The sequence below is a fragment of the Micromonospora sp. FIMYZ51 genome, assembly GCF_038246755.1.
Classification (GTDB): domain Bacteria; phylum Actinomycetota; class Actinomycetes; order Mycobacteriales; family Micromonosporaceae; genus Micromonospora.
Genome location: NZ_CP134706.1, coordinates 2982742 through 3007435 on the forward strand (window position 1 = coordinate 2982742; position 24694 = coordinate 3007435).

At 70.3% G+C, this 24694-nt stretch carries 15 protein-coding genes; 9 read left to right on the forward strand and 6 right to left on the reverse strand.

Annotation, left to right across the window (positions count from 1 at the left end; genetic code table 11):
* Positions 1–15: 15 nt before the first annotated feature.
* The 8 genes from QQG74_RS13880 to QQG74_RS13915 all read left to right on the forward strand — a co-directional run bounded on the left by QQG74_RS13880 (position 16) and on the right by QQG74_RS13915 (position 17964).
* A complete protein-coding gene (locus QQG74_RS13880; protein ID WP_341720692.1) occupies positions 16–1590 on the forward strand; it encodes an amino acid adenylation domain-containing protein in 1575 nt (524 codons plus the stop codon).
* 65 nt (positions 1591–1655) lie between these two features.
* The gene (locus QQG74_RS13885; protein WP_341721231.1) at positions 1656–2840 is read left to right on the forward strand and encodes a polyketide synthase; all 1185 of its coding nucleotides are present in this window, start codon (positions 1656–1658) and stop codon (positions 2838–2840) included.
* Positions 2841–3164: 324 nt separating this feature from the next.
* On the forward strand, positions 3165–8501 hold the full coding sequence (locus tag QQG74_RS13890; RefSeq protein WP_341720693.1) for a MupA/Atu3671 family FMN-dependent luciferase-like monooxygenase: 5337 nt from the start codon (positions 3165–3167) through the stop codon (positions 8499–8501).
* 35 nt (positions 8502–8536) lie between these two features.
* Positions 8537–9613, forward strand: coding sequence for a phytanoyl-CoA dioxygenase family protein (locus QQG74_RS13895; protein ID WP_341720694.1), 1077 nt, complete (start codon positions 8537–8539; stop codon positions 9611–9613).
* A 2-nt stretch (positions 9614–9615) separates the two neighbouring features.
* A complete protein-coding gene (locus QQG74_RS13900; protein ID WP_341720695.1) occupies positions 9616–12696 on the forward strand; it encodes an AMP-binding protein in 3081 nt (1026 codons plus the stop codon).
* Positions 12693–14408 carry a beta-ketoacyl synthase N-terminal-like domain-containing protein gene (locus tag QQG74_RS13905; protein ID WP_341720696.1) on the forward strand — a complete coding sequence of 572 codons (1716 nt, stop codon included), beginning with the start codon at positions 12693–12695 and terminating at the stop codon, positions 14406–14408. The genes QQG74_RS13900 and QQG74_RS13905 overlap by 4 nt, the downstream gene beginning before the upstream one ends.
* Positions 14405–16177, forward strand: a complete 1773-nt coding sequence (locus tag QQG74_RS13910) for an ABC transporter ATP-binding protein (RefSeq protein ID WP_341720697.1) — start codon at positions 14405–14407, stop codon at positions 16175–16177. Before QQG74_RS13905 ends, QQG74_RS13910 begins: the two co-directional genes overlap by 4 nt.
* A complete protein-coding gene (locus QQG74_RS13915; protein WP_341720698.1) occupies positions 16174–17964 on the forward strand; it encodes an ATP-binding cassette domain-containing protein in 1791 nt (596 codons plus the stop codon). The genes QQG74_RS13910 and QQG74_RS13915 overlap by 4 nt, the downstream gene beginning before the upstream one ends.
* Positions 17965–17989: 25 nt before the next feature.
* Here QQG74_RS13915 and QQG74_RS13920 read toward each other — a convergent pair whose 3' ends face one another.
* The 3 genes from QQG74_RS13920 to QQG74_RS13930 form a co-directional block, all read right to left on the reverse strand.
* Complete coding sequence (locus QQG74_RS13920) at positions 17990–19336, reverse strand: condensation domain-containing protein (protein ID WP_341720699.1); 1347 nt, start codon at positions 19334–19336, stop codon at positions 17990–17992.
* 164 nt (positions 19337–19500) lie between these two features.
* Entirely contained in the window at positions 19501–20196 is a 696-nt protein-coding gene (locus QQG74_RS13925) for an SDR family oxidoreductase (protein WP_341720700.1), read from the reverse strand.
* A gap of 65 nt (positions 20197–20261) precedes the next feature.
* Entirely contained in the window at positions 20262–20843 is a 582-nt protein-coding gene (locus tag QQG74_RS13930; protein WP_341720701.1) for a hypothetical protein, read from the reverse strand.
* 580 nt (positions 20844–21423) lie between these two features.
* Here QQG74_RS13930 and QQG74_RS13935 point away from each other — a divergent pair.
* Entirely contained in the window at positions 21424–22527 is a 1104-nt protein-coding gene (locus tag QQG74_RS13935; protein ID WP_341720702.1) for a glycosyl hydrolase 53 family protein, read from the forward strand.
* 79 nt (positions 22528–22606) lie between these two features.
* On the opposite strand, the gene QQG74_RS13940 is transcribed toward QQG74_RS13935, so the two are convergent.
* The 3 genes from QQG74_RS13940 to rfbA form a co-directional block, all read right to left on the reverse strand.
* Complete coding sequence (locus QQG74_RS13940; protein WP_341720703.1) at positions 22607–23389, reverse strand: alpha/beta fold hydrolase; 783 nt, start codon at positions 23387–23389, stop codon at positions 22607–22609.
* Positions 23390–23414: 25 nt separating this feature from the next.
* Complete coding sequence (locus QQG74_RS13945; protein ID WP_341720704.1) at positions 23415–23690, reverse strand: DUF5988 family protein; 276 nt, start codon at positions 23688–23690, stop codon at positions 23415–23417.
* Between the two features lie 61 nt (positions 23691–23751).
* Complete coding sequence (rfbA, locus tag QQG74_RS13950) at positions 23752–24657, reverse strand: glucose-1-phosphate thymidylyltransferase RfbA (protein ID WP_341720705.1); 906 nt, start codon at positions 24655–24657, stop codon at positions 23752–23754.
* Between the last annotated feature and the right edge of the window lie 37 nt (positions 24658–24694).

Consider the following 24694-nt stretch of genomic DNA (forward strand, 5'->3'; position numbering starts at 1 on the left):
CCCGACGGTAGGTTCATGGCGATGACCTGGATCACCCAGATGCTGGTGCGCAATGCCCAGCAGTATCCTCAGCGTCCCGCGCTGGTGGCTGGTGATGGCACCCTGACCTACCGCGAACTTGTCCGGCGCGTCGAAGCCACCGCGCACGAGCTGCGGCGACGCGGAGTCCTCGACGGCGACATCGTCGCCATCGCACTCCGTCGTGGCACCCGGCAGGTCGTCACCGCCCTCGCGGCGATGTGGCTCCGGGCACCGTTCGCGATCGTCGACGTCGACGACCCGGCCGACCGGCGACGCGCCCAGATCCGGGCTTCCCGCGCGGCGTTGCTCGTCGTCGAGGCGGACGCGGAGGAGGCGGACGTCGAGCAGGACGTACCGACGATGCGGCTGCCGGCCCTGGTCGAGAGCGCGACCGCCGGCCCCGAGCTGGGGTCGCATGCCGATACCGATGCCGCCGTCTACATCGTATTCACCTCGGGGACCACCGGTGCGCCCAAGGCGGTGGCCGTGCCCTACCGGGCGCTCGACAACTACACCCGGTTCCTCGGCTCGGTACTGGCCCGGGTCAGGCCGGCGGGTGCCGCGTTGTCGTGTGCCAGCGTGACCAGCTTTGCGACCGATCTCGGTCACACGACGATCTTTCCGGCGCTCGTCGCCGGCGATGCGGTACACCTGGTGGACAAGCCCACCATGATGGACCCGATCGGGTTCGGAAACTACCTGCGTACGCATTCGATCGACGTGCTCAAGTCGACACCGTCGCACATCTCGGTGCTCCTGGACGTCGCTGCGGGCGAGGTACTACCCCGCAAACTGATGATCTTCGGTGGCGAGCGACTCTCCTGGCATTTGGTCGACCAGGTGAAAAAGGTCGGCACCTGCGCGGTGCTCAACCACTATGGACCGTCGGAAACCACGATCGGGGTGTTGACCTATCCGGTCGATCCCTCCCGGACGGACCACCGGTCGAGCGCGTACGTGCCGATCGGCAAGCCGATCGACGGAGTCTCGGTGGAGGTCGTGGACGAGCAACTCCGGGCGGTGCGGCCGGGCGAAACCGGAGAGCTGCTGGTCTGGGGGGAGTGCGTGGCACTGGGCTATCTGGGGTCACGCCACGCGACGAGCGCGCGGTTCGTGTCGCTCCCGCCGGAGCTTCGCCCACCCGGAGTTGGCGTACCAGCGCCGACCGCCTATCGGACCGGCGACACGGTACGCCGACTGCCCAGTGGCGACATCGAGTTCCTGGGGCGCACTGATCGCCAGATCAAGCTGCACGGGCAGCGGATCGAGCTCGGCGAGGTGGAGTCCGCGCTGCGCGGTCACCCGGATGTGCGTAATGCCGTCGTCGTCCACCACGAGGACACCGGACTCAGCGCGTACCTCGTCGTCGCGGATCCGATCAGCCCGCCGGACTCGAAATCGCTGCGGAATTTTCTTCGGAAAACGCTACCCGTGTCGGCGGTACCGCGCGTTTTCACCGTGCTGGAGAGTTTTCCGTTGACGCTCAGCGGAAAGCTGGACCTGAACAGGCTCGCGTTGGCGGGCGAAGTCACCGACTCCGCGATATCGGCGCGGCGTGTCGAGGGCTGAGGACCACGCCGGGGTCGGCTACCCGGTGACAGCTCGGGGTCATGGTAGAGGGGAAAAGGTTGAACGTGCACGTGGTCGGAGCCTCGCTGTTTCTTCCCGGAGGCGTACGCAGCCGGAAAGATCTCGGAGCGGCACTTTTCGACAACGAGGATCAGGCTGGGCGAGTCAGCGTATTTTCGGACGAGGAGCTGCGGACAGATTTCGCTCGGTTCCGGATCTCGCCCCGTCAGGCCCGCGTCATGGATCCACAGCAGCTGCTGATCCTCGACTGTGCCGAACGTGCGTTGGCGGATGCCGGAATCTCGCCGAAGGACCTCGCCGGTAGTCAGACCGGCGTGTTCGTCGGGATGAGCGAATCCGATTTCGTCCACACCCTCGACGTGGATCAGATCCCCGATTCCAACCGTTCATATCTTGGTATCGGCAACGCCCGTGGCGCGGCGGCGGGCCGGGTTTCCTACACGTTCGACCTGCACGGTCCCAGCTGGCAGGTCGACACGACCTGCTCATCCGGGCTCGTCGCGCTCCGGCACGGCATCACGGCTCTGCTCAGTGATGATGCCGATCTTTCCCTGGTCATCGCGAGCCACCTGGTGCGGAGCGACTTCGGAAAGCTGATCCGTTCGGCCACGGGGGCGCTGTCGGCATCCGATTCCTGCCGGGCGTTCGAAGCGGAGGCCGATGGATTCACCCTGGGCGAAGGCGTCGTCGCCGTGGTTCTCGCGCCGGACCGTCCCGGTACGCATTCGCTCGGCCGGGTGCATTGCGCGGTCAACCACGACGGTCGCACGGCCGGCCTGACCGTCCCCAACCTTCATGCCCAGCGCGACGTCATCGGACGAGCGCTGCGGATGAGTGGGTTGCCCGGCAGCGACATCGGCTACGTCGAAGCGCATGGCACGGGAACTCCCCTCGGTGATCCCATCGAAGTTGCCGCCCTCGCCGCGGCCTATGGCACCGCCGACCGTGCCGATCCGCTACTCATCGGCTCCAACAAACCCCAGTTCGGGCATCTTGAGGCGGCCTCGGGTCTGCTGTCGCTGGTGGTCGCGCTCGAGGTTCTCGAACAGCAACGTCTGCCCGGTACGAAGAGCGGGGGCAAACCCAGCGAGCTGATTCCCTGGGCGGAGCACAACATCCGACCCACGCTCGGCGAGTTCGCCTCTCCGGACACCATTGCAAACGTCGGAGTCAGCGCTTTCGGCCTATCCGGAACAAATGCTCACGCGATCGTTTCCCGAGTCAGGTGAACATGGCGCTGTGAGGTTTTTCTGGGCCTCGGGCGAGGTTGTCGTGGTGAAGGCAGCGGCATGATCCAGGCTGTATCAGTATCACCTGTGCATTATCGGACATGACTCTCTTCGGCAGTTCCTCGGCGACGTCTACGGGCTGCGCCAGAAGCGCGAGTGATGCTGCCGTCACCTGTTGCCGAGGCGTTCCGTGGGCCATGGTCAAGTGCTAACGTGAAGACCATTCGCTGCGCGGGGGCGGCGGGTGACTTCACCATGTGTGAGCGGCCGAATTGTGCCTTCGGCCGCTCATGCTTCTGCGCGTAGGCGAATGGAGGGGTTCGATTGCGGGTCGAGGACGCGGTTGCCGGTCTGGTCGAGCGGTTGTTGGAGTTGGACCCGGGGTCGGTTGACCGTGCGGTGCCGTTGTTGGACCTGGGTGCTGATTCGTTGGTGTTGGTGGAGTTGTCGCGGGAGGTGAAGTCGCGGTTCGGGGTTGACCTTTCGGTCCAGCAGTTGCTGGAGACGGTGGTGACGGTTCGGGCGGTCGCGCGGTGGATCTCCGAGTTCGGGCCGGGGGGCGAGGCGGTGCAGCCGGTCCGGGTGGATGCGGCGACGCTGGTGCCGCCGCCCGCGTCGGCCGGCGGCAATGTCGAGGACGCGGTTGCCGGTCTGGTCGAGCGGTTGTTGGAGTTGGACCCGGGGTCGGTTGACCGTGCGGTGCCGTTGTTGGACCTGGGTGCTGATTCGTTGGTGTTGGTGGAGTTGTCGCGGGAGGTGAAGTCGCGGTTCGGGGTTGACCTTTCGGTCCAGCAGTTGCTGGAGACGGTGGTGACGGTTCGGGCGGTCGCGCGGTGGATCTCCGAGTTCGGGCCGGGGAGCGAGGCGGTGCAGCCGGCCCGGGTGGACACGACGCCGACCGCGCCGACCAGTGTCGGTACCGCCGCGCCGCTGACGCCGGCATCGGCCGTGCCGGCACCGGCCGCGTCGGCGTCGGCCGCATCGGCATTGCCCGTACCGGCATCGGCCGCATCGGCAGCGACCGCGTCGGCAGCGACCGCATCGGCATTGCCCGTACCGGCATCGGCCGCATCGGCAGCGACCGCATCGGCGGCGGCCGTGCCGGCAGCGGCGATGGCGTCTGCGGTGACGGCCGCACCTGCGGCGCGGCCGGAGCATCAGCGAGACCCCGGCAAGGACTACGCGACGGCCACCGCCGCCTCGCGCGCCCTCAGCCGGCGGAGCCAGGAATACCTCTGCAACAACCGGAAGATCGCCCAGCGCGAGCACGAGGAGCGGGCGGCCTCCTATCCGATCTGGATCAGCCGATCGAGCGGTGCCCACGTGTGGGATGTCGACGGCCGCAAGCTCATCGACCTCACGATGGGATACGGCGCACACCTGCTCGGCCACAATCCGGCCCCGGTACGCGAAGCCGTCGAGCAGCAGATCGAGCGCGGACTGCACATCGGTGCCGAGGTCACGCAGACCGCGGAGGCGGCGCGGCTGCTCTGCGAACTGACGCAGCTGGACCGGGTGAACTTCTGCGTCACCGGTACCGAGGCGGTCTTCACCGCGATCCGGCTGGCCCGCGCCTACACCGGACGCTCGCTCGTCGTCCTGCTTCAGGGGGCCTACCACGGGCACTCCGACGCCACCCTCTTCAGCCCACGCCCCGGCAAGCGTCGGGAGCACCTGGCGACCCCGTCGTTTCCCGGCGTGTCCCCGAGCGCCGCCGAAGACGTCCGGGTCCTGCCCGTGAGTGAGCAGCACCTGACCGATTTCATGGCCGCGCACGGTCACGAGGTCGCCGCCGTGGTGATGGAGCCCCGGCTGAACCAGTCACCGGACATCGACCTCGGCGCCTTCGCCCGACTGGCGCGCAGCCTCACCGAGCAGGCCGGTGCCCTGCTCGTGTTCGACGAGGTCCTCACCGGGTTCCGGTTCCACGTCCGGGGCTTCCAAGGGATCTACGGCGTCCGCGCGGATCTCGCCACCTACGGCAAGACGCTCGCTGCGGGCCTGCCGCTGGCCGCGGTGGCGGGCCGTGCCGAGATCATGGACCTGATCGACGGTGGGCCCTGGACCGACGAGGTACGGGCCGACCCGGACCGGGTGTCGTTCACCGGCGGCACCTACGCCAAGCATCCACTGTCGATGGCGGCGGCGCGGGCGGTCCTTCAGCAACTCGCCAAGGACGGGGAGACCGTACTCGCCGAACTCAACGCGGCTGGTGACGAGCTGCGTGCGAAGATCGCGGAGGTCCTGGAGACCTCTGGCGTCGGCGTCCGGGTGCTGGGCACCGGTTCCTTCTTCCGGTTCGTGCCGGCCGGCTCGACGAGCTTCGCGTACGGCGGCAAGGCGTTCCACGAGTTCCGGCGGATGATGATCGCCGAGGGCGTGCTCGTCCCGGAGACCGGAAACTGCTTCCTGTCGCCCGCACACACGGCGGAGGTCCGGCAGGCGGTCGTCGAGGCGGTCGTCGGCGCGACCCAGCGGCTGGTCCACGGCGACGACGCGGACGCCCAGCGCGGGCAGCGGCGGTCGCCGTCGGTGAGTCTGGCCCTGTTCGGCTTCGCGGCCAACGACGAGCACGACATCTACTCCCGCCTGCTCGACCTGGTCGAGCTCGCCGAGGCCGAAGGTTTGGCGAACGTCTGGCTGCCGGAGCGGCACTTCGACGACTTCGCCGGGTTCTCGCCGAACCCGGCGGTGCTCGGCGCGATGGTCGCGATGCGCACCTCCCGGATCGGGATCCGGGCCGGCAGCAGCGTGCTGCCGCTGCACTCGGCGGTCTCCGTGGCGGAGGACTGGGCGATGGTCGACGTTGCCTCCGGCGGGCGGGTCGCGCTCGGTGTGGCCAGCGGCTGGATGAAGCGCGACTTCGTGCTCTCCGACGCGCCGCACGCCGAACGCCGGGAACTCTTCCGCACGCGGATCGCCCAACTGGAACGTCTCTGGCGGGGCGAAGCCGTGGCGATCGACGGCAACTCGGGCGAACAGGCGGAGGTCCGGCTGCACCCGCGCCCCCGCAGCGAGCTTCGACTCTGGCAGGCCTGCGTGGGATCGCCCGACTCGTTCTACGAGGCGGGCCGCGCCGGGCGCGGCGTGCTCACCAACCTGATCCAGCAGGACCTGGCTCAGCTCACCGCCAACCTGGAACGCTACCGGCAGGGACGACGCGACGGTGGGCTGCCGTCGGACGGCGGAGACGTCACCGTCCTGCTGCACGCCGCGGTGTCCACCGATGCGGCGGCGGAGGAGCGGAACATGGCGGCGCTGGAGCGCTACATGTTCGCGACCTTCCGCAGCACACACGACAACCCTGAACTCGTCTCCGCGGAGACCTGGAAACCGCGGATGAAGGCCGCCGCCGATCGGCTGCGTGGCGGGTTGTCCCTTGTCGGCCCCGAGGAGGCGTGGTCGGAGCTGACCGCCGCGCTCACCCGGCTCGGCGTCACGGAGATCGCCTGTCTGGTCGACTTCCTGCCGCCCGGGCAGGCGTGGACCGACACGGTGCAGGCGCTCGGCCGGCTCACCGACCGGATGACGAACGCCCCCGCCCCCGTCGAAGCGCCGTCCTCGGCGGACCGCCCGGCCGAACAGGTCACGGCACCGGCCGCGAGCTTTCCCGTCTCGATCAGCCGGGCCGCCCGCGAGATCTGGGCCGCCTGTCAGATCAGCGCCGAGACGCGCGAAGCGTACGTCATCGACCGCACCTTTCTCATCTCCCCGGAAACCGATCTCGACCGGCTGGAGCGCGCCTATCTCGACACGATTGCGGCGCAGCCTGCTTACCGTCTTCGCATCGATCCGGATGGCGCTGGCGGGTGGGTGGAGCCGTTCGGCGCGGCACATCGACAGAGCTGGCAGCTGATCGACGGGGTCGCGGAGTCCGTGGCGGCATTCGCGGCGGCCGTCAAGGTGCGGTCGTCCGCCGAGCCGCTGGACCCGGTGGCCCGCTGCGGGGTACGGATGACCTGCCAGCGAGCGGAGCGCGGGGTCTTCGTCAACCTGCGCGCCTCGCACATCGTCCTGGACGGGATGCGCTTCGCCGAGCTGCTCGACGCGGTGGCCGCGCGCTATGCGGACAAACCGGTCCAGGTGCAGTCGATCCCGCCGGTGGCGCAGTTCGATCAGGCCGCCAGGGATCGGGACCGCACGTACTGGAGCCGGTGGACGAACACCCTGCCGGACGAGGTCTTCGACGCCGGGTTCGACGCGCGTACCCTCGACCGTCGTGGCTACCGGGTGTCCGGCCGGCTCGCCTCCGGCCTGCGCGCGGGTCTCACGGCGTACGCGCGGGCTGAGCGGTCGACGTCCTTCGCCGAGGCCCTCCGCGCGGCAGCGGAGATCATCGACGACACGCTCGGCCGCCATCACCTGTACGCGTTCCCGGCGCAGCCGTCCGTGGTGGAGTACGGCAGCGGTGCCGTGCTGGTGCCCTTCTGGCTCGGACCGGTGGTCGGTGCGGGCCCGCGCCCCTCGGTGAAGGGCGCCATCATGTCGGGGGTCGAACACGCCTCGCTCACCTTCCGGCAGGTGTTCAACGACGTCACCCGACGGGTGCAGACGCCCACGGTGTCGGTGTCGTGGGACAACCTCGAATCGTTCGCGCTCAGCGGCCACCAGGTCGACGAGGTGTCGATGCCCACCGACGTGGTCCGGTTCCCGCTCGCGGTGACCTTCACCCAGCGGCCGGGCGGCGACGTCGAGTTGTCCCTCGACGCGGCACAGGGTTTCCTCCCCAAGGAGCAGGGCGAACTGTTGCTCGCGCGGTTGATCCACGGCCTCGCGGAGCGGTTCGTCCCAGCCGCCAGCCCGCAGACGGTCGAGGCCGGCGACGGGCCGGTCCACGCGAACGACGGCGCGCAGCGCGCGGACCGGGTTCCGGCGCAGTCGCTCGCCCGGCTCGTCCAGCACCTTTGCGCGGCACCGGGCGACGGTGGTGCCACGCAGGTGCGACTCGATGGCCGGGCCTGTCCGCTCGACCTCGTGGTGGCCAAGGCACGGGCCTCCGCGCGGATCCTCGCGGCGGAGGAGCCGGATTCGCTCGGTGCCGAGTCGGTGGTGATCGACGTCGACACCGCCTTCGACGCCACAGTCGCGCTGCTGGTGGCCGGGATGGTGGGTGTGGCGGGCCGGGTGCGCGAGGCGGACGCCTCGGGTGGGTTGGTCATCGCCGGATCGGGCCGGTCGGGCCGGGTATCCGGCGGCGACGTCACGGTCTTCGCCCTGAGTCGCTGGGCGGCCGTGGGCGCGGCGGAGAAGCTCGCGCTCACCCCGTGCTCGGCCGAGGAACTCGACGCGGCACTGTCCCATGTGCTCCGCGCGCTCCGCGCCGACCAGCGGGTCGAGGTCATGGCGGCACTTCGCGCCCTGGTCGACGAGTACGTGGGTGAGGTGGGCCCGGACCACGACGGTGACGGCCGCCGACCGGCGGACGCGGACCTGCACGGCTATGTCCCCGAACTGGTGCGGGGGGTCTGGAAACGAGTGCTCGACGGGTCGGCCCAGTTCGAGGACGACGACGACTTCTTCGATCTCGGTGGCGATTCGATCGACGCGATCCGCATCATGGCGATTTTGAACCAGGAGCTGCGGACCGAGCTCGAGGTGGCGTTGATCTTCGACAATCCGACGGTGGGCCAGCTGAGCGACGCGATACGGGCGCGTATCTGAGACACGTCAGGTTGCATCGATCGAGGGGTGAAGAGATGGTTCGGGAAGTCAGGACAACTGTCGGTACGCTGCGCGAGTTCGCCGCCTGGGTGGAGCCGGACGCCCGGCTCGCCGCCGAGTACGGCTTCGCCGACGGGTTGATCCCCGACAGCGCACCGGCGATCGTGGACGCCAACCTCGCCGTGTCCACCACGACCGGGCGGGGACCGATCGTCAACGACACGCGGGCGGACTGGGCGCTGTTCTGTCAGGAGCGGCTCGGACTGGAATCCTCGCTCTGGCCGTCGTTCCGGCGGCATCCGCTCAACGAGGGCTTTCTCTGGCGGTCGATCGGCAGCGGAAAGCGGGTGCTCAGTGACGCCGAGGCCGAGGCGTACGACCGCGACGGATACGTGGTCGTCGAGGACGTGCTGAGCAAGGCATTCCTCGCCGACGTGGTCGCCGACCTGGATCGCTTCGAAGCGGAGCGGGTGCAGGCCGCGAAGAACGCCGGCGGCAAGAACAACATCACCCAGGCCGGCAAGGTGTCGTTCAACGTACAGCTCGCGCGGCACTCGGCGCCGCTGCGCGAGCTGATCGCGCTGCCGCTGCTGCAACACATGATGTACGACCTGATCGGGCCGAACGTGCGTCTCTACTGGGACCAGTCGGTCTACAAGAGCCCGAACTCCTGCCTGGCCTTCCCGTGGCACCAGGACACCGGCTACACCTTCGTCGACAAGCCCGGCCAGATCGTCACGGCCTGGATCGCGCTCACCGACGCGGACGAGGAGTCGGGGTGCATGTGGGTGCTGCCTGGCGGCCACCGGGTGGGGCCGCTGGTGCACGAGAAGGGCGAGTTCGGCAACCGGGTCTTCGCCGACGACCCGGCCGGGATGATCCCGCTGCCGATGCGGGCCGGGTCCATAGTGGTCTTCGCGGGCCTGCTGCCGCACATGACCGGCGGCAACTTCCGGAACTGGACCCGCAAGGCGCTCGTCGTCGAGTACGCCCCGGACGGCATGAACCGGATCGCGATCGACCCGTGGGGCGACAAGGTCGTCAGCCCGGCGAACAATCCGCACACGCAGTTCGAGATCCTGCGCGACGGACGTCCGGTGGTTAGTCGATAAAGATGCAGAACCAGCACCGCGTCATCTCCGAGCTCTCGGGCCAGCCAATTTCCACGGTGCGCGGCGAGGGCACGCCGCAGAGCCTGTCGGGCGTGCTCGACACGGCCGCAGCCGGCACCACCACCGTTGCCACGATCGACTCCGACGGCACGCAACGGGAGGAGACCTGGCGGTCCTTCCGGCAACGGGTCCACCGGATCGCCGACGAACTCCGTCGGACAGGTCTCGACCGTGGCGCCGTCGCGGTGGTGGCCGCGACCGAGCCGTCGGAGCTGATCGCGCTCTTCTGGAGCAGCGTGGTCGCGGGCATCGAGCCGTTGCTGGTGCCGGCCGAACTCCTCGACGACCGCGCCGCGAACAGTGACTGGTTGACCGCCCTCGCCCAGAACGCCCCGGTACGCGCACTCGTCCACGCCCGAGGCGCCCGGGTCCGGGTGGTCTCCGCAGCGCCGACGTGCGGGGTCCAGCCGATCCCGCTCGACCTGGACCCGACGGGCCCGGGCGACGGCGCAGGTTTCCTCGTGGCCGCCGACGGCCCGCAATCGCGGATCCACCTGATGACCTCCGGCAGCACGGGCGCGCCCAAGGTGGTGACGCAACGACACCGGGGCATCGTCGACATGGCGCTCGGCGCCGTGGCCGTCAACGACCTCGACGCCACGACCGTCGGCTTCAACTGGATGCCCCTCTCGCACGTCGGCGGCATCCTGATGGCCCACGTTCGGGACGCCGTGATCGCGGCCAAGCACCTCTCCGTGGCCACCGAACGGATCCTCAGCGATCCGCGCGAATGGTTCCGGCTCGTCACCGAGCACCGGGTCAGCGCGGTGTGGTCGCCAAACTTCGCCTACCGGATGCTTGCCAACGTGGCGGCGGACCTCCCCGCCGACGGGACCGTCGACCTGACGAGCATCCGGTTCTGTCTCAACGGCGGCGAGGCCGTCTCCGCCAAGGACTGCGCCCGCTTCGAGGAGACGCTGGGCCGCCTCGGCCTGCCCAAGGGCACCATCGCACCGGCCTGGGGAATGGCGGAGACCTGCTCCGGAGTGCTGTACGCCCCGCACTACGACCCGCTCGCCGACGGGTCGCCTACCGTCTCCGTCGGTTTCCCGCTGCCCGGCGTGCAGGTCCGGATCGTGGCGGCGGCCGACGTCGCCCAGGACGGGCTCGGCGTCGGGCACCTGGAGGTTCGTGGCTCGCCGGTGCTGGAGCGCTATCTGGTGGGCGGGGACCTGGCCAGCAGCGCCGACGGCTGGTTCCGCACCGGCGACCTCGCCCGCATCGACGACACCGGCGTACATTTCGTCGGCCGAGACGGCACCAGGATCGTCGCGAACGGCGTGACCTGGAACTCCGCCGACCTGGAGGCCGAAGTCGAGCAACTCGACGGCATCGTCGCGGGCACCTGCGTGGTCACCTCCTATCGCGCCCGCAGCGTCGAGCGCGATCAGATCGCCGTGTTCTGCGCGGTCGACGGGGACGCCCCGACGGTGTGCGCCGAGGTCAAACGGCGCATCGAGACGATCATCGGGGTGCCGGTCGCGCAGGTGATCGACATCCCGCCCGGCGCCATCGAACGGACCAGCATCGGCAAGGTCCGCAAGGCAAAACTGGTGCAGCGGTTCATCCACCCCGACCCGCCCGGGCAGTGGGAGTTGCAGTGGGTCGCCGCACCGCAGCAGGCGACAGCTGGGGCCGGGACCCCGCGGCGGGCCGGCAAGCCGATCGTGCTGCGCGGGCCCGGACTGCACCATTCCGCAGTGGCCGGCTATCCGCCGTCGTACCTGCACGAGGTGCTCGAACACTGGCGTCAGGCGGCCGAGCCCGACCGGTTGCGGGGGCAGGACGTCGTCATCGTCGTCGAGGCCCGCGAGGCGGACGCCCGACGGATGCCTCGGTCACATCCGGTCGCGGCGTTTGTCCGCGCGATCGCGCACGGGGCGGGTGCGCGTTCGGTGCGCACGGTCTGGCTGCACCCCGTCGTGGCCGAGCACACGCTCGACGCCGTACTGGCCCAGGAGTTGACGCGCGAGGCCGAGACCCGCTCGGCCGTTGCGGACCTCTTCATCGGTCCGCGCGGCGACCGCTGGCAGCGCGTCCTGAGCCCGATCACGGTCGACGCCGACGTGCCACGCGTGGCGCACGTCGTGCTGCTGGGCGGCACGGGCCGCCTCGGCGAGGCGCTCGGCGCCGAACTGTCCGCCCGTGGCCTGCGCGTCACGCTTGTCGGACACCGGGCGCGGCCGGACGACACCCCGGCGGACGACAACACCCGGGTCTTCGTCGACCTCGGCTCCACCACGGCCGTGAGCGACCTGCTCGCGGACATCGGCTGGGCCCCCGCGGAACCGACCCTGGTCGTCCACCTGGCGGGACAGCCGAGGCCCGCACCCGAGGAGGCGCTCGTGCGTCTGCTCGCTCCGAAGACCGACGGGGTACGCACGGCGGTGGAACTGGCGCACGCCCTGGATGCCGGGCTGGCGGTCGTCTCCTCGGTCAACGCGCACGTCGGCGGCACGGGTGCCGAAACGTACTCGGCAGCGTGCGCCGCCGCCGAGGTGATCGCGGCACAGGCCACCCTGCTCCCGGTCACCGTCGTGTCGGTGCCATCGGTACGCGAGGCGCGGCAGGCCGACGAGGCGGAGGTGGCCATCGCGCAGGCCCTGGGGCTGGAGGAGGTCGGCGTCATGGACATCGCGGCGTGCCTACTGGCCCAGCCGGCCCGCGCCGTACTGCTCGGGCTGCGCGAGGACACCACCATCCTCCCGCGCCGCGACCACCTCGCCCCGTCGGTACCGCCTGCGGTCGCTGCCCCGCCGGCCGGGCACGCCGACGAGACCGGGTGGTCACCGACCACCACCGACCTCGCGCCCGTGCTGCGTCGGTTCCTGGGCGCGGCAGCCGTACGACCCGACGTGAGCTGGTTCGACATGGGGCTGACCTCGGTCGACCTGCCGAATTTCGCCCGCGCTGTCGCCGAGCACACCGGCCAGCGGATCGGCGTACTGGAGCTGATGCGCTTTCCGAACCTCGCGGCACTCGCCGACCACGTTGACGACCGCCGGAAGGGAAGTGCCGGGTGAGCGGCCGAATCGCGATCGTCGGGTACGACGCACGCCTACCGGCTGGAGCCGAGCGTACGGAGATCGACTCGTTCCTGAGGTCGGCGACGAGCGCCGTGGTGGACGTCTCCCGGGCCGAGCTGCTCGCCGCCGGAGTCCCGGAATCCGAGTTCACCCGCGACGGCTATGTCACGCGCTCGGCGCGGGCCGCGTGGACGCCCGACACCGCACGTCACCTGGCCGGCCTCACCCCGCACGAGATCGCGATCACGGATCCGCAGCACCTGCTCTTCCTCGACTGCTGCATCGGCGCGCTGCACGACGCGGGCCTGAGCCCGGAGAGCGTCCGGGGCCGTGAGATCGGTGTGGTCGGTGGCATCGGCATGGGTCTGTACGCGGGCCAGGCGCTCGACTCGTACTTCACCACCCGGTTGCAGGGCAACCGCGCGTTGCAGGAGCAGGCCGCCTTCCCGGAGATCCTCGTCGGCAACAGCAGTGACCACTGCGTCGGCCGGGTCTCCTACCGGCTGGGGCTGGTCGGCCCGAGCGTCAACGTGCAGACCGCGTGTTCCACCGCGCTCGCGGCGGTGGAACACGCGGTGCTCCTGCTCCGCAGCGGACGAACCGACACCGTGCTCGCCGGTGCCGCCGCGCTGTACTTTCCCGAGCGTCGCGGATACCAGTGGCAGCGTGGCGGGATCCTCTCGCCGACCGGGGTGTGCCGGGCGTTCGACGCCTGCGCCGACGGCACCGTCGGCGGGAGCGGCGGGGGAGTGTTCGTGCTCCGGCGCTACGACGACGCCGTCGCCGACGGCAACACGATCCACGGCGTCATCGAGGGGATCTACTCCGCAAGCGATGGTGCGCAGCGGGCCAGTTACGCCGCGCCCGCCTTCGACGGGCAGGTGCGGGTGATCCGGCGGGCGATTGACGACGCGGGCATCGGGCCGGACGACATCGCGTACGTCGAAGGGCACGGCACCGGCACGACGGTGGGTGACCTGGTGGAGCTGGGCGCCCTCCACGAGGTGTTCGGCACCCGCCGGGCACCGCTGCCGGTGGGGTCGGTGAAGCCGGCGCTGGGGCACCTGGACACGGCCGCCGGTATCGCGTCCCTGGTGAACGTGCTCCTCGGCATCAAGCGCGGCTGGATGCCGCCGACGGTGAACTTCGCGGAACTCAACGCCGACGCCCGGGAGTGGATCGCCCAACCGTCCGCGCATCCCGTCGCGTTCGAGTCGGCCAGCCCGAGGGTCGGCATCAGCGGATTCGGGGCCAGCGGCACGAGCGTGCACCTGGTGATCTCCGGCGAGCGTGCGCCGCAGGGCGGGACCGGCGACGGCCGGGACAGCACCGGCCGGGCACCCTCCGCAGGCACTGTCGGCGCCGCAGCGCGGCCTGCCCACCCGCCGACCCCGGAGCCGGCGGCGGCCGGGTCCGGCGCTGGCGACACTGGTGGCCCGGGTAACGGGACGGCATCGCGGCCCGGACGCCAGGAGATCGCCAGCGGGCTGATCGAGGTGGTCCGGCAGCGCGGCGACTTCGCCGACCTCAGCGACGACCAGCTGATGATGGTCGGGCTGCTCGACTTCGGCATCGACTCGGTCGATCTGGTCGCCGTGGCCAGTGTCATCGACAGGCGGTGGGGAGTGAGCCTGGACCCGCTGGACCTGCTGATGGCGGACTCCCTCGACTCGATCGTCGACGAGGTCGAGAGTGGGCTCGTCGAGTGAGTTCCGCTACGGCGTCGGCCACCGCGATCGGCCGACGGCTCCGGTGGAGCCTCTTCGCCCTGGGGTGGCGACTGCTCCCCGGGTTCACGGTCGGCATCATCCTGCTCCTGCTGGCGACAGCGACGGTGCCGGCCGCGTCGATCGTGGCGATCGGTCTCGTCCTGGGCAACGCGGCCAGCGGATCGTCGGTCGTGCTGGCCGGCGCGGTGTTCGTGGTCCTCTTCTTCCTCGACCAGCTCGGCAACGTGGCGATCGACGTGCTGGCCGACCGGTACGGGGGTCGCGTCCAGGAGAAGTCGGAGCGCGCCCTGATCCGGGCGCGCCTGGCCGAGCCCGGTGCCACCTCGCCCGCCCTGCGGGAGGCGCTGGACGCCATCGGCGCCGCACCGCCGCTGCGGCGGCTCGTCGTGTCGACGGTGCGGTACGTGCTGTTACGCGCGCAAGCGGTGATACCCGGTCTGGTGCTCGTGGCCATCGAGCCGCTCGCCGGCGTACCGGTCTTCGTCGCGTTCATCGTGCTCTCGGCGACAATGGAAAAGGACTACGCGGCCGAGCAGTCGGCGGCGTACTCGGCGGACCAGGACAGCGCCCGCGCCGTGTACCTCGCGGGGCTGGCGTTCCACCGGCGCACCGCCCGCGAGGTGATCCTCTTCCGCGCGGCCGACTGGGTGATCGGCAGGTTCCGTACGGCCGCGCACGCCGCCCGGCCGGCCACCCGGATCGGGCCGCCGTTGCTTGTGGCGTTGACCTTCGCGGTGGCCGCGCTGGCGTTCGCGCTGTTCGTGCTGCTGCGGGCCGCGCTGGCGCCGGGCCAGCTGGTGATGGCGGTGGCCGCCCTGGTGGCGCTGATGCTGATCTTCGGCGTCACCATGGACGTGGTCTACTCCGCGCTTGGGGTCACGGTGTTCGACCGGATTCGCCGCGCCATGACTGCCCCGGCAGGTCCGGTTGCCGCCGACTCCGGTGCGCCCCGCGCGGCACCGGGCAGCAGGATCCGTTTCGAACGGGTCACCTTCGGCTATCCCGGCGCCGCCGAGCCGGTCTTCACCGAGCTGAGTTTCGAGGTGGAACTCGGGCGCAGCCTGGCGATCGTCGGAGCGAACGGAGCCGGCAAGTCGACCCTGCTGAAACTGCTCGTCGGGCTGCTCACGCCGGACGCCGGGCGGATCCTCTGCGACGGCGTCGAGGTGTCCGCCGAGGCGCTGCGGGTCGGCTGGCGCGACTCGTTCGCCTTTCTCGGCCAGCAGTACGTCCGCTACCCGGCGGGCGCGTACGACAATGTGACGCTGGGCCGCGCGGACAGTGCCGGGATACGCGAACCGCGAGTGCGCGCCCTGCTCGACGACCTCGACCCGGAGTTGTTCCAGCCGGACGCGCCACGCCTCACCGGGGCGATGGGCGAGGGAAGCGGTCTCTCCGGCGGACAGTGGCAACGCCTCGCGACGGCACGCGCGCTCGCGGGGATGGTGGACGACGACCGGCGGGTGCTGGTGCTGGACGAACCGACGGCTGCCCTCGACGCACAGGCCGAGGCGCGGTTCTTCGCCGAACTCGGCGAACTCGCCGGCCCGGGCCGCACCACGGTGATGGTGTCGCACCGCTTCGCGGGCGTCCGCCGAGCGGCCGAGATCCTGGTACTGCACGACGGTGTGATCAGCGAACGCGGCACGCACGAGGCGCTGATGAACGACGACGGCAGGTACGCCCGGATGTTCCGCGCCCAGGCCGACCGCTACCGGACGCCGCGCGAGGGGAGCATGGCCAGGTGAGCTTCTGGGCCGCTCTGCGCGAGCTGCTACGCCTCTCGTTCCGGGCGGATCGGCGTGCCGCCCGGGTCACCATCCTGGCCTTCACGGTGCGGCCCATCGCCACCGTCGCCGCGTCCCTGGCGATCGCGATCATGGTGGCACAGTGGATCGCCGGGCAATCCCGGTGGAGCGCGTTCTTCCTCGGCCTGGCCTGCGTGGCCCTGGTGGCGCAGGTGCTGCTCGGCCGCTGGTCGCTCGCCGTATCGGCGGTGCTGATCGACCGGACGAACCGGCTCATCGACGAGGACGTGCAGCGCACGCTCTACGACGCCCGGTCCATCGAACACTTCTCGGAGCGCTCGTTCGTCGACGATCTGCACATCGTGCGCGCTGAACAGGCCCGGCTCACCGAGGGCGCCGACGTGGTCGGTCTCATCCTCGGCACCACCGTGCGGTTGGCCCTCACCGTGGTCATCACGGTGCTGGCCACGCCGTGGCTCCTGCTCATGCCGCTCGCCGCCGTGGGCGCGTACCTCTGTGTCCGGCGGCGGGACGCCGCAGTCGGGGCGGCCCACCAGGCCGCTGCGGCGCAGGCCCGGGCCAGCGGTGAACTCGCCAGCATCGGCATGGACGAGAAACACACAGCTGAGCTGCTGCTCTCCCGGGGCAGGACGTTTCTCCTGGACGCGCACCGCGCCGCCGCCACCGCAGCGGAGGCGACCCGGACAGCCGGCCTGTGGCGCGGCGCCCGATGGACGATGCTCGGGGTCGTGCTGACGAGTGCGGCGCTCGCGGTAGGCGTGGCGGGACTTGTGCGTGCGCTCGAGGACGGTACCGCCGGCCTGGCCACCACCCTGGCCGCGCTGCTGCTGCTCTCGACCACCACGTCGCTGGTCGGCGCGCTGGCGCGCTACCTGGCCTCGTGCGCGGATTCGGTCCGCGTGGTCCGTGCCCTCGATCGGGTACGCGGGCGGCTGCGCCGCGACCCGACCGGGCCCCGCCCGACGGGCGAGATCTCCGCGATCGAGCTGCACGATGTCTCCTACCGCTACCCGGCCGCCGGGACGGCGGCGATCGAGGGGGTCTCCCTCCGGCTCGTCGCGGGCCGCAGCTACGCCCTGGTCGGCGCGAACGGCAGCGGAAAGACGACACTCGTGAACCTGTTGAGCGGACTCATCGCCCCCTCGGCCGGCCAGATTCGTTTCCGCAGCGTGGCCCTGGCCGACCAGGACCCGACGCGCGGGCAGTCGCCCGACAGCACGTACATCACCCAGGATTTCGCCGAGTTGGAGTTCGCACTCCGTGACGCGGTGCGGCTCGGCGACGACCGGTTCACCGACGCCGACGTCGAGCGTGCGGCGCACGACGCGGGGCTCGGACAACTCGTCCGGGACGGTGGCCTCGGGCTGCCGCTGGGCGGCACCATGCCGAACGGGCGTCGCCTCTCCGGCGGGCAGTGGCAGCGCGTGGCGCTCGCCAGGGGTTTCCTCCGCGCGGACGCCGGGCTGCTGCTCTTCGACGAGCCGACCGCGGCCATCGACCCGATCGCCGAGGAGCAGCTGCTGGACCGGCTGATGGCCCGGGCCCGCGCCGTCGCGCGGCAGCGGGCCGGGATCGTCGTCATCGTCACCCACCGGATGTCGCTGGCACCCGCCGCCGACGAGGTGATTATCCTGCACGAGGGTCGGGTGGCCGCGGTGGGCCCGCACGCACAGCTGCTCGACCTGCCGCGGTACGCCAAGCTGTACCACGCGCAGCGCGACGGCTACCTGGGCGTGGACCAGTCGGGGCCCACGCCGTCGAGGTGAGCGCCGTGGCTGGTCTCCTGCCGGCTCATCGGGCACCGGCGTCGGCGTCGCGGTGCTCGGTCGCACCGTTGTCGGTGAGTTCGCCGACGGCGTCCCGCCACAGGTTCAGCAGTCGGTCGAGGTCGCCTGCGGCGAAGGTGCCTGCCGCGCCGAGCAGGAACCCCTTCGTGTCGGGTCCCGACTCGGTGACGTGCACCAGCAACTCGGCGGCGGCCTGCGGATACTCGAGTTCCACCGACTCCACGTCGACTCCGTCGAGCGCCCAGCCGAGATCGACGTCCTCGCGGGCGTACGCGAACGCGACCTGGTAGAGCGGATTGCGGCAGGGAGCCCCCGTGCGTCTCGCGGCGGCGTGCGAGACCAGGGACGCGATGGGGTAGTCCCGCCGCCAGAGCGAGTCACGCACGACCGACCGGCACTCCTCAAGGGTCCGCTCCAGTCCTGCCGAGCGGGGCGAACGCGAGCGGAGGAGGACGAGGTTCTGGAAGAAGCCGACGGTGTCGAAGTCCGCCGGCCGCAGCCGGGTGTCCACGGCCGTGACGATGCCGATGTCGTCGGTCCCGGAGAACTGCTTCAGCGCCCAGATCAGGGCGGTGACGTGGATGATGAAGCGGGTGCAGCGCAACCGGCGGGCGGTGTCGGCCATCCGGCCGTGGATCTCGGCACCGAGCATGCGGGTGGCCACCACCGGCCGGAACGCCGCCGGATCGGCCTGCGGGTCGGGGCTGGTGAGAAACCTCGGCGGCAGCGGCGTGAGGAGATCGAGGATCTCCGGCGTCTCGTCGATGCTCGCAAACGTGTTCCGCACGGCGGACGGATCGTAGGGCTGCGGCTCGGCCAGTTCCGCCGACCGCCCGGCGTAGAGCTGAGTCAGTTCCCGCTGGAGGATCGCCTTCGAACGCTCGTCGAGCGCGATGTGATCGATGATCAGGAGGAGGCTGTGCACGCCCGGCGCGTGCGGGATCAGGATCGCCTGGAGCATCGAGTGGCGATCCGGCGAGGTGAACCGCCCGACCGCCTCGTGCAGCGCGGTGTTCACGTGCTTGCGAATGTCCTGCTCGTCGGACATCCCGGTCTGCGCCGCGATCGTGAACACCCCCGGACCCTCGTCCTGGTGGACGATCGCAAGCACCTCGCCGTCCTCGGAGAATGCGTAGTTGGTACGGAGGATGGTGTGCCGACGGGTGAGTTCGACAAGCGCGTCGCGAAGCCGTTCGACGTCCAGCGGCCCGCGGATCAGCAGGTGCGTGCCGACGATCTGGGCGGGTACGCCGCCCGGCGCGTGCCGCATCATGATCAATCGGCGCTGGGTCGACGAAGCCTGGTACACGGTCGCGCGCGACGGTACGCCCCGATCGAGCTGGTTCCCCATCCCTGTTTCCGCCCCTTCTGCCGCGCCCACACGGCTGTCCGCTCGGCGCGCCCGGCACAGTCGAATGTGTACCGATCGCGACCGCGAGCGTACCCGCAAGGGGCTGCGCAGTCAGCTGCCCGAGCCGCAGGCCAGCAGCGGGTGGACCGCACCCGGAGTTCGGCCTACACGAGCAGGCCACCGGTGGCGCGGATGTTCTGGCCGGTGACCCAGCCCGCGTCCGGGCCGACCAGCCAGGCCACGACCGCGGCGATGTCCTCGGGCCTGCCGAGCCGTTGCAGGGCGGTAAGCGCGGTGGTCTGGGCGAGCGCCTCAGGCGGGTTGGTCGACCGGAGCATGTCGGTGTCGACCGCTCCCGGCGAGACGGTGTTGACGGTGATGCCGCGCGGTCCGAGCTCGCGGGCGGCCACGGCGGTGGCCTGCTCCAGGGCGCCCTTGCTCAGGACGTAGAGCAGGTGCCCGGCCGCCGGTACGACCGTGTTGAGCGTCGACAGGTTGACGATCCGCCCACCCGGACCCATCCGCTCGGCGGCGGCGCGCATCGCCAGCAGCGGCACCTTCGTGTTCACCGTCAACACCCGGTCGAACTCCGCTGCGGTGAGCGTCTCCAGCGGGGTGCCCGGGTTGATCGCGGCGTTGTTGACCAGGATGTCGAGGCGGTCGCCGACGGCGGCGAACATCGCCTCGACACTGCCGATGTCCTGGTGGTCGGTGCGGATGCCGACTGCACCGATCGCCGGTGGCTGCGTCCGGCAGGTGAAGTACACCTCGGCACCCGCTCGGACCAACCGTGCCACGATCGCCCGGCCGATACCGCGGGAGCCGCCAGTGACCAGGGCGATTTTTCCGTCGAGTGTCATGGCGGCAGGCTATGCGAACCTCGACGCCGAGGTCTTGAACGATTGCGCGGATGCGGGGCCTGCCGTCAGAGCCCGGCTGCGGCGTCGTACCGGCGACGTAGGTCGGCCATCTCCGATGCGCCCAACGCCTCCTGGGCCGCCAGGTCCGCGTACTTCTCCGGGAACATCTGCCGCAGCCGGTCGATGAACATGACGTCTTCGGTCGCCTCGACCACCTGGATGCCCGGTGGCTCGGTGGACATGTCCACGATGACCGGACCGGCCAGCTTGACCGCCACGTCCCAGGGACGCTTCTGCTCGGCGACCCCGCAGAGGTGGAATCCGTAGACCGTCTGCACGTCGGCGAGTTCGGTGACCTCGGCCGGCTCGTAACCGTAGACGTGGACCCCGCAGATCACCGGTGGCTTCTCCTCCTCGGTGCCCACCTGCTGGATCCCGTGCCCGGCGTGGTTGTGCTGCCCCGGATCCGCCTGCTCGAGTGTGCTGCGCATCCGGCTGACGAGTTGCCCGTGCAGGTCCGTCGGCTTCGTCTGCGGTGTGGCCGGGTTGAACAGCGCGACCGCGCCGGCCGACACCGCCAGCAGGATCACCGCCACCCACACGAAACGGTTCCGGTACCACCCCGTGAAACTCTCCCGGGAAATCATGATCGCTTCTCACCTCGTCGCCGGTTCTGGTGCACTGGCAGATCGCATCGGACGCCTCCGGCGTGCTGGCGTCGAACCTGTCGGCCGACGCGGGGCACACGTACCCGGAGGACACGGACGGCGGACACGCCTGCCCGTTGTGGTGAAGCTGGCCCGGCGATGCGGCGCGCGATCGTCTGCCAAAGCGACGCGCTGCCGGCGTTGCGCTGCTCCCGTGCTGGCCGTTCCCAGCGCGGTTGCCCCCGCGCTGCGGCGATAGGAGCCATTCCAGCACGCCGGGACCCGCTCCGGCAACATCGACGATCCTGAGCCTGGATCGGCCACGCCGGAGCTCGGTCGCCGGGGGCTCTCGCGCCAGCCCTCCTCCTCGGCCTGCGACACTACTGGCGGGTCGGCCTACGCACCGGAGCGGTCAAGGGGCGAACCGTGCCGACGAGCCTGGTCGTCCGGGCCTCCTCGCCGACCACGACCTGATCCACCGGTATCCCGACCACCTCACCTGGTTCCACGATCGTCCGGCAGTCCCGCCGGGCGTGCCCGGCTCCACCGGGCACCGCATCCACGGATGTGAAGGAGCACCATGAGACCGTCCCTCCGGGCCCTCGTGGCGGTGGCCGTCCTCGCGGCTCCGCTGGCCCTGACCGCCCCCGCACAGGCGGCCAACACCCTCACCATGCGCGGCGCCGACGTCTCCTCCCTGCAACGCAGCCTCGACCTCGGTGCCCGCTACTACAACGCCTCCGGCGCGCAGGCCGACCCCTACGACATCCTCGCCGGCAAGGGGGTCAACTATCTGCGGCTGCGCATCTGGAACAACCCGGCCAGCGGCTACAACAACAAGGCCAAGGTGCTCCAGCAGGCCAGGGCGATCAAGGCCAAGGGCTTCAAGCTGCTCATCGACTTCCACTACTCGGACACCTGGGCCGACCCGGGTAAGCAGTACACCCCTGCGGCGTGGGTCAACCACTCGCTGAGCCAGTTGCAGGCCGACGTCTACCACTACACCTACGACGTGTGCACGGCGCTCAAGGCGCAGGGGACCACCCCGGACGCGGTGCAGATCGGCAACGAGATCAACGTGGGCATGCTGTGGCCGACCGGGCGGGTCGTCAACAACAACTTCGCCCCGCTGGCGAGCCTGCTCAAGCAGGGCTACCAGGCCACCAAGGCGTGTCACAGCGGTACCCAGGTGTGGATTCACACGGCGAACGCGGACAGCATGGCCAACGCCCGCTGGTTCTACGACGGGATCAGGTCACAGGGTGTGACCTGGGACGTGACCGCGCTTTCCTACTACTGCATGTGGCACGGCTCGCTGGCCAACCTCTACAACGTGATCGCCGACGTGCGGTCCCGCTACGGCAAGCCGGTGGTGATCGCCGAGACGGCGTACCAGTTCACCACGGCCGACGCCGACCACGAGCGCAACTCGATCCCGGGCACCGTGCTCTGCGACAACATCCCGGCCACCTGGGCCGGTCAGGCGCAGCAGTTCAACTGGGTGCAGAACACCGCCCGCAACGCCGGTGCGGTCGGTGTCTTCTACTGGGAGCCGACCTGGTACGCGATCCGGGGCAACGGCTGGGATCCGGCGAACATCAACGGGACCGGAAACGGCTGGGACAACATGGCCGTCTTCGACTGGAGCGGGCGGGTCAACCCGCAGCTGTTCTGGAACCCGTGACCGGCGGCCGGGCCCGCACGTCGCCACGGGCCCGGCACCTCGCGAACCAGCGAACCAGCGCGATCGGCGGTCGCCGTGGTCAGCCGAGCCCGGCCTCCCCGGCCGCGCCGGCGGGGATCGTCTGTAGCGTGCCGGCGAGGAGGTCGGCCACCCGCTGCCGATGCTTGTCGAGATAGAAGTGGCCGCCCTCGAAGATCTGTAGGTCGAACGCGGCGGCGGTGTGTGCGGACCAGCCGGCCACCGCGGGCACCGGCGCCTGCGGATCGTTGTCACCGGTGAGTGCGGTGATCGGGCACTCCACCGGCGGTTGCGGCGTCCACCGGTACGTGTCGATGGCGCGGTAGTCGGCGTGCATGATCCGCAGCAGTTCGGCACGCAGTTCCTCGTCCTCGAGGAACATCGGGTGGGTGCCACCGGCCTCGCGCAACTCGGCCAGGATTCCTCCGTCGGTGCGCGGGGACTCGGGGCGGAACTGGGGTTGTGACGGCGCCCGCCGCCCGGAGACGAACAGCTGCTCCGGCAGCCGGAGCCCGGCGACCTGCCGCCGCTGGGTGACCTCGTGCGCGATCACCGCGCCCATGCTGTGGCCGAAGAAGGCGTACGGACCGGACAGCTGGGCGCGCAGGGCGGTGTCGATCTCGTCGGCGAGTTCGGGGATGGAGGTGCGGCTCGGCTCCTTGCGGCGGTCCTGCCGGCCCGGGTACTGGATCGCCAGGACATCGATATCCGGTGGTAGTGCTCGGGACAGCGGCAGGTAGTAGGTGGCGGCGCCGCCCGCGTGCGGGAAGCAGACGAGCCGCAGTCGACCTGTCGCCTGCGGGGTCAGCCGTTGGATCCACCGGTTGGTGGGCTCGGAGAGCACTATGGTCACCGTCTTTCTCGTGTCGTTACTCGGCGATCCGGGTACGGCCGGCCCAGCGGTAGACGACCGGAACCGTGGCCGGGACGCTGATGTCCCGGTGGAAATGCTCGTACCCGCCGCGGAACATCACCTTGATCCGGTCGGTGGTGCCGGTGACCCGCCGTCGGCGCAGCGCGTCCGGCAGGTCGGCCGGACCGCCCTCGAGTACGACGTCGAACTCGTCCGGATCCGCCGTGGCGGTCCCGCCGCCGTCCGGGTTGGCGCTGTCCGTGGTCAGTGGTGGCTGCGCGAAGTCGTTCATGCGAGACCTCCTCGGGGCTCGATAAGCTCCGGCACCGGCACGCGAATGCGCCGGTGACGGCTCACTGCAGGTGCCACATCACCGGCTCCGGATAGGACGGCTCCGTCCAGTCCAGCAGCCGCAGCAGGTAATCGCCGTAGCCGCTCTTGCACAGCGGCTCTGCCAGCCGGCGCAGGTCGTCGTCGCCGATGAGGCCGGCGCGCCAGGCGGCCTCCTCCAGGCAGCCGATCTTCAAGCCCTGCCGCTCCTCGATGACCCGGACGTACTCGGCGGCTGCCACCATCGAGTTGAACGTGCCGGTGTCCAGCCAGGCGGTACCCCGGTCGAGCACCCGGACCTGTAGGCGACCCCGGCGTAGGTACTCCTCGCTGACCGCGGTGATCTCCAGCTCGCCCCGGGCCGAGGGCTGCAACGTGGTGGCGATCCGCACCACCTCGGCGTCGTAGAAGTAGAGCCCCGGCACGGCGTACCGGGACTTCGGCTGGGCCGGTTTCTCCGCCAGGCTGATCGCCGTGCCGTTGGCGTCGAACTCGACCACGCCGAATTCCTCCGGGTTGGCCACCGGGTAGGCGAAGATGACCCCGCCTTCGACCTTGTTCTGCATTTGCAGCATCCGGCCGAGCCCGCCGCCGTGGAAGATGTTGTCGCCGAGGATCAGCGCCACCGGTCCACCGGCGAGGAACTCCTCGGCGATGACGAAGGCCTGGGCGATGCCCTCGGGTCGGGGCTGGACCCCGTACTCCAAGCGCAGTCCCCACTGGCTGCCGTCGCCGAGCAGCTGCCGGAACTGGTGCTGCTCCTCCGGTCGAGTGATGATCATGATCTCGCTGATGCCTGCCATGACCAGGGTGGACATCGGGTAGTAAATCATCGGTTTGTCGAAGACTGGCATGAGCTGTTTGGAAATGGCCTTTGTGATGGGCCAGAGTCGGGATCCTGTCCCGCCGGCCAGAAGCACTCCCCGCACGGCGGGCAGCGTATCGCCGGATCAGCCTGCCGCCTTC

Coding starts and splice junctions, on each gene's coding strand:
- QQG74_RS13880 (WP_341720692.1), top strand. CDS start 16: ATGGCGATGACCTGGATCACCCAGATGCTGGTGCGCAATGCCCAGCAG.
- QQG74_RS13895 (WP_341720694.1), top strand. CDS start 8,537: ATGGTTCGGGAAGTCAGGACAACTGTCGGTACGCTGCGCGAGTTCGCC.
- QQG74_RS13900 (WP_341720695.1), top strand. CDS start 9,616: ATGCAGAACCAGCACCGCGTCATCTCCGAGCTCTCGGGCCAGCCAATT.
- QQG74_RS13920 (WP_341720699.1), bottom strand. CDS start 19,336: ATGGGGAACCAGCTCGATCGGGGCGTACCGTCGCGCGCGACCGTGTAC.
- QQG74_RS13925 (WP_341720700.1), bottom strand. CDS start 20,196: ATGACACTCGACGGAAAAATCGCCCTGGTCACTGGCGGCTCCCGCGGT.
- QQG74_RS13930 (WP_341720701.1), bottom strand. CDS start 20,843: ATGATTTCCCGGGAGAGTTTCACGGGGTGGTACCGGAACCGTTTCGTG.
- QQG74_RS13935 (WP_341720702.1), top strand. CDS start 21,424: ATGAGACCGTCCCTCCGGGCCCTCGTGGCGGTGGCCGTCCTCGCGGCT.
- QQG74_RS13945 (WP_341720704.1), bottom strand. CDS start 23,690: ATGAACGACTTCGCGCAGCCACCACTGACCACGGACAGCGCCAACCCG.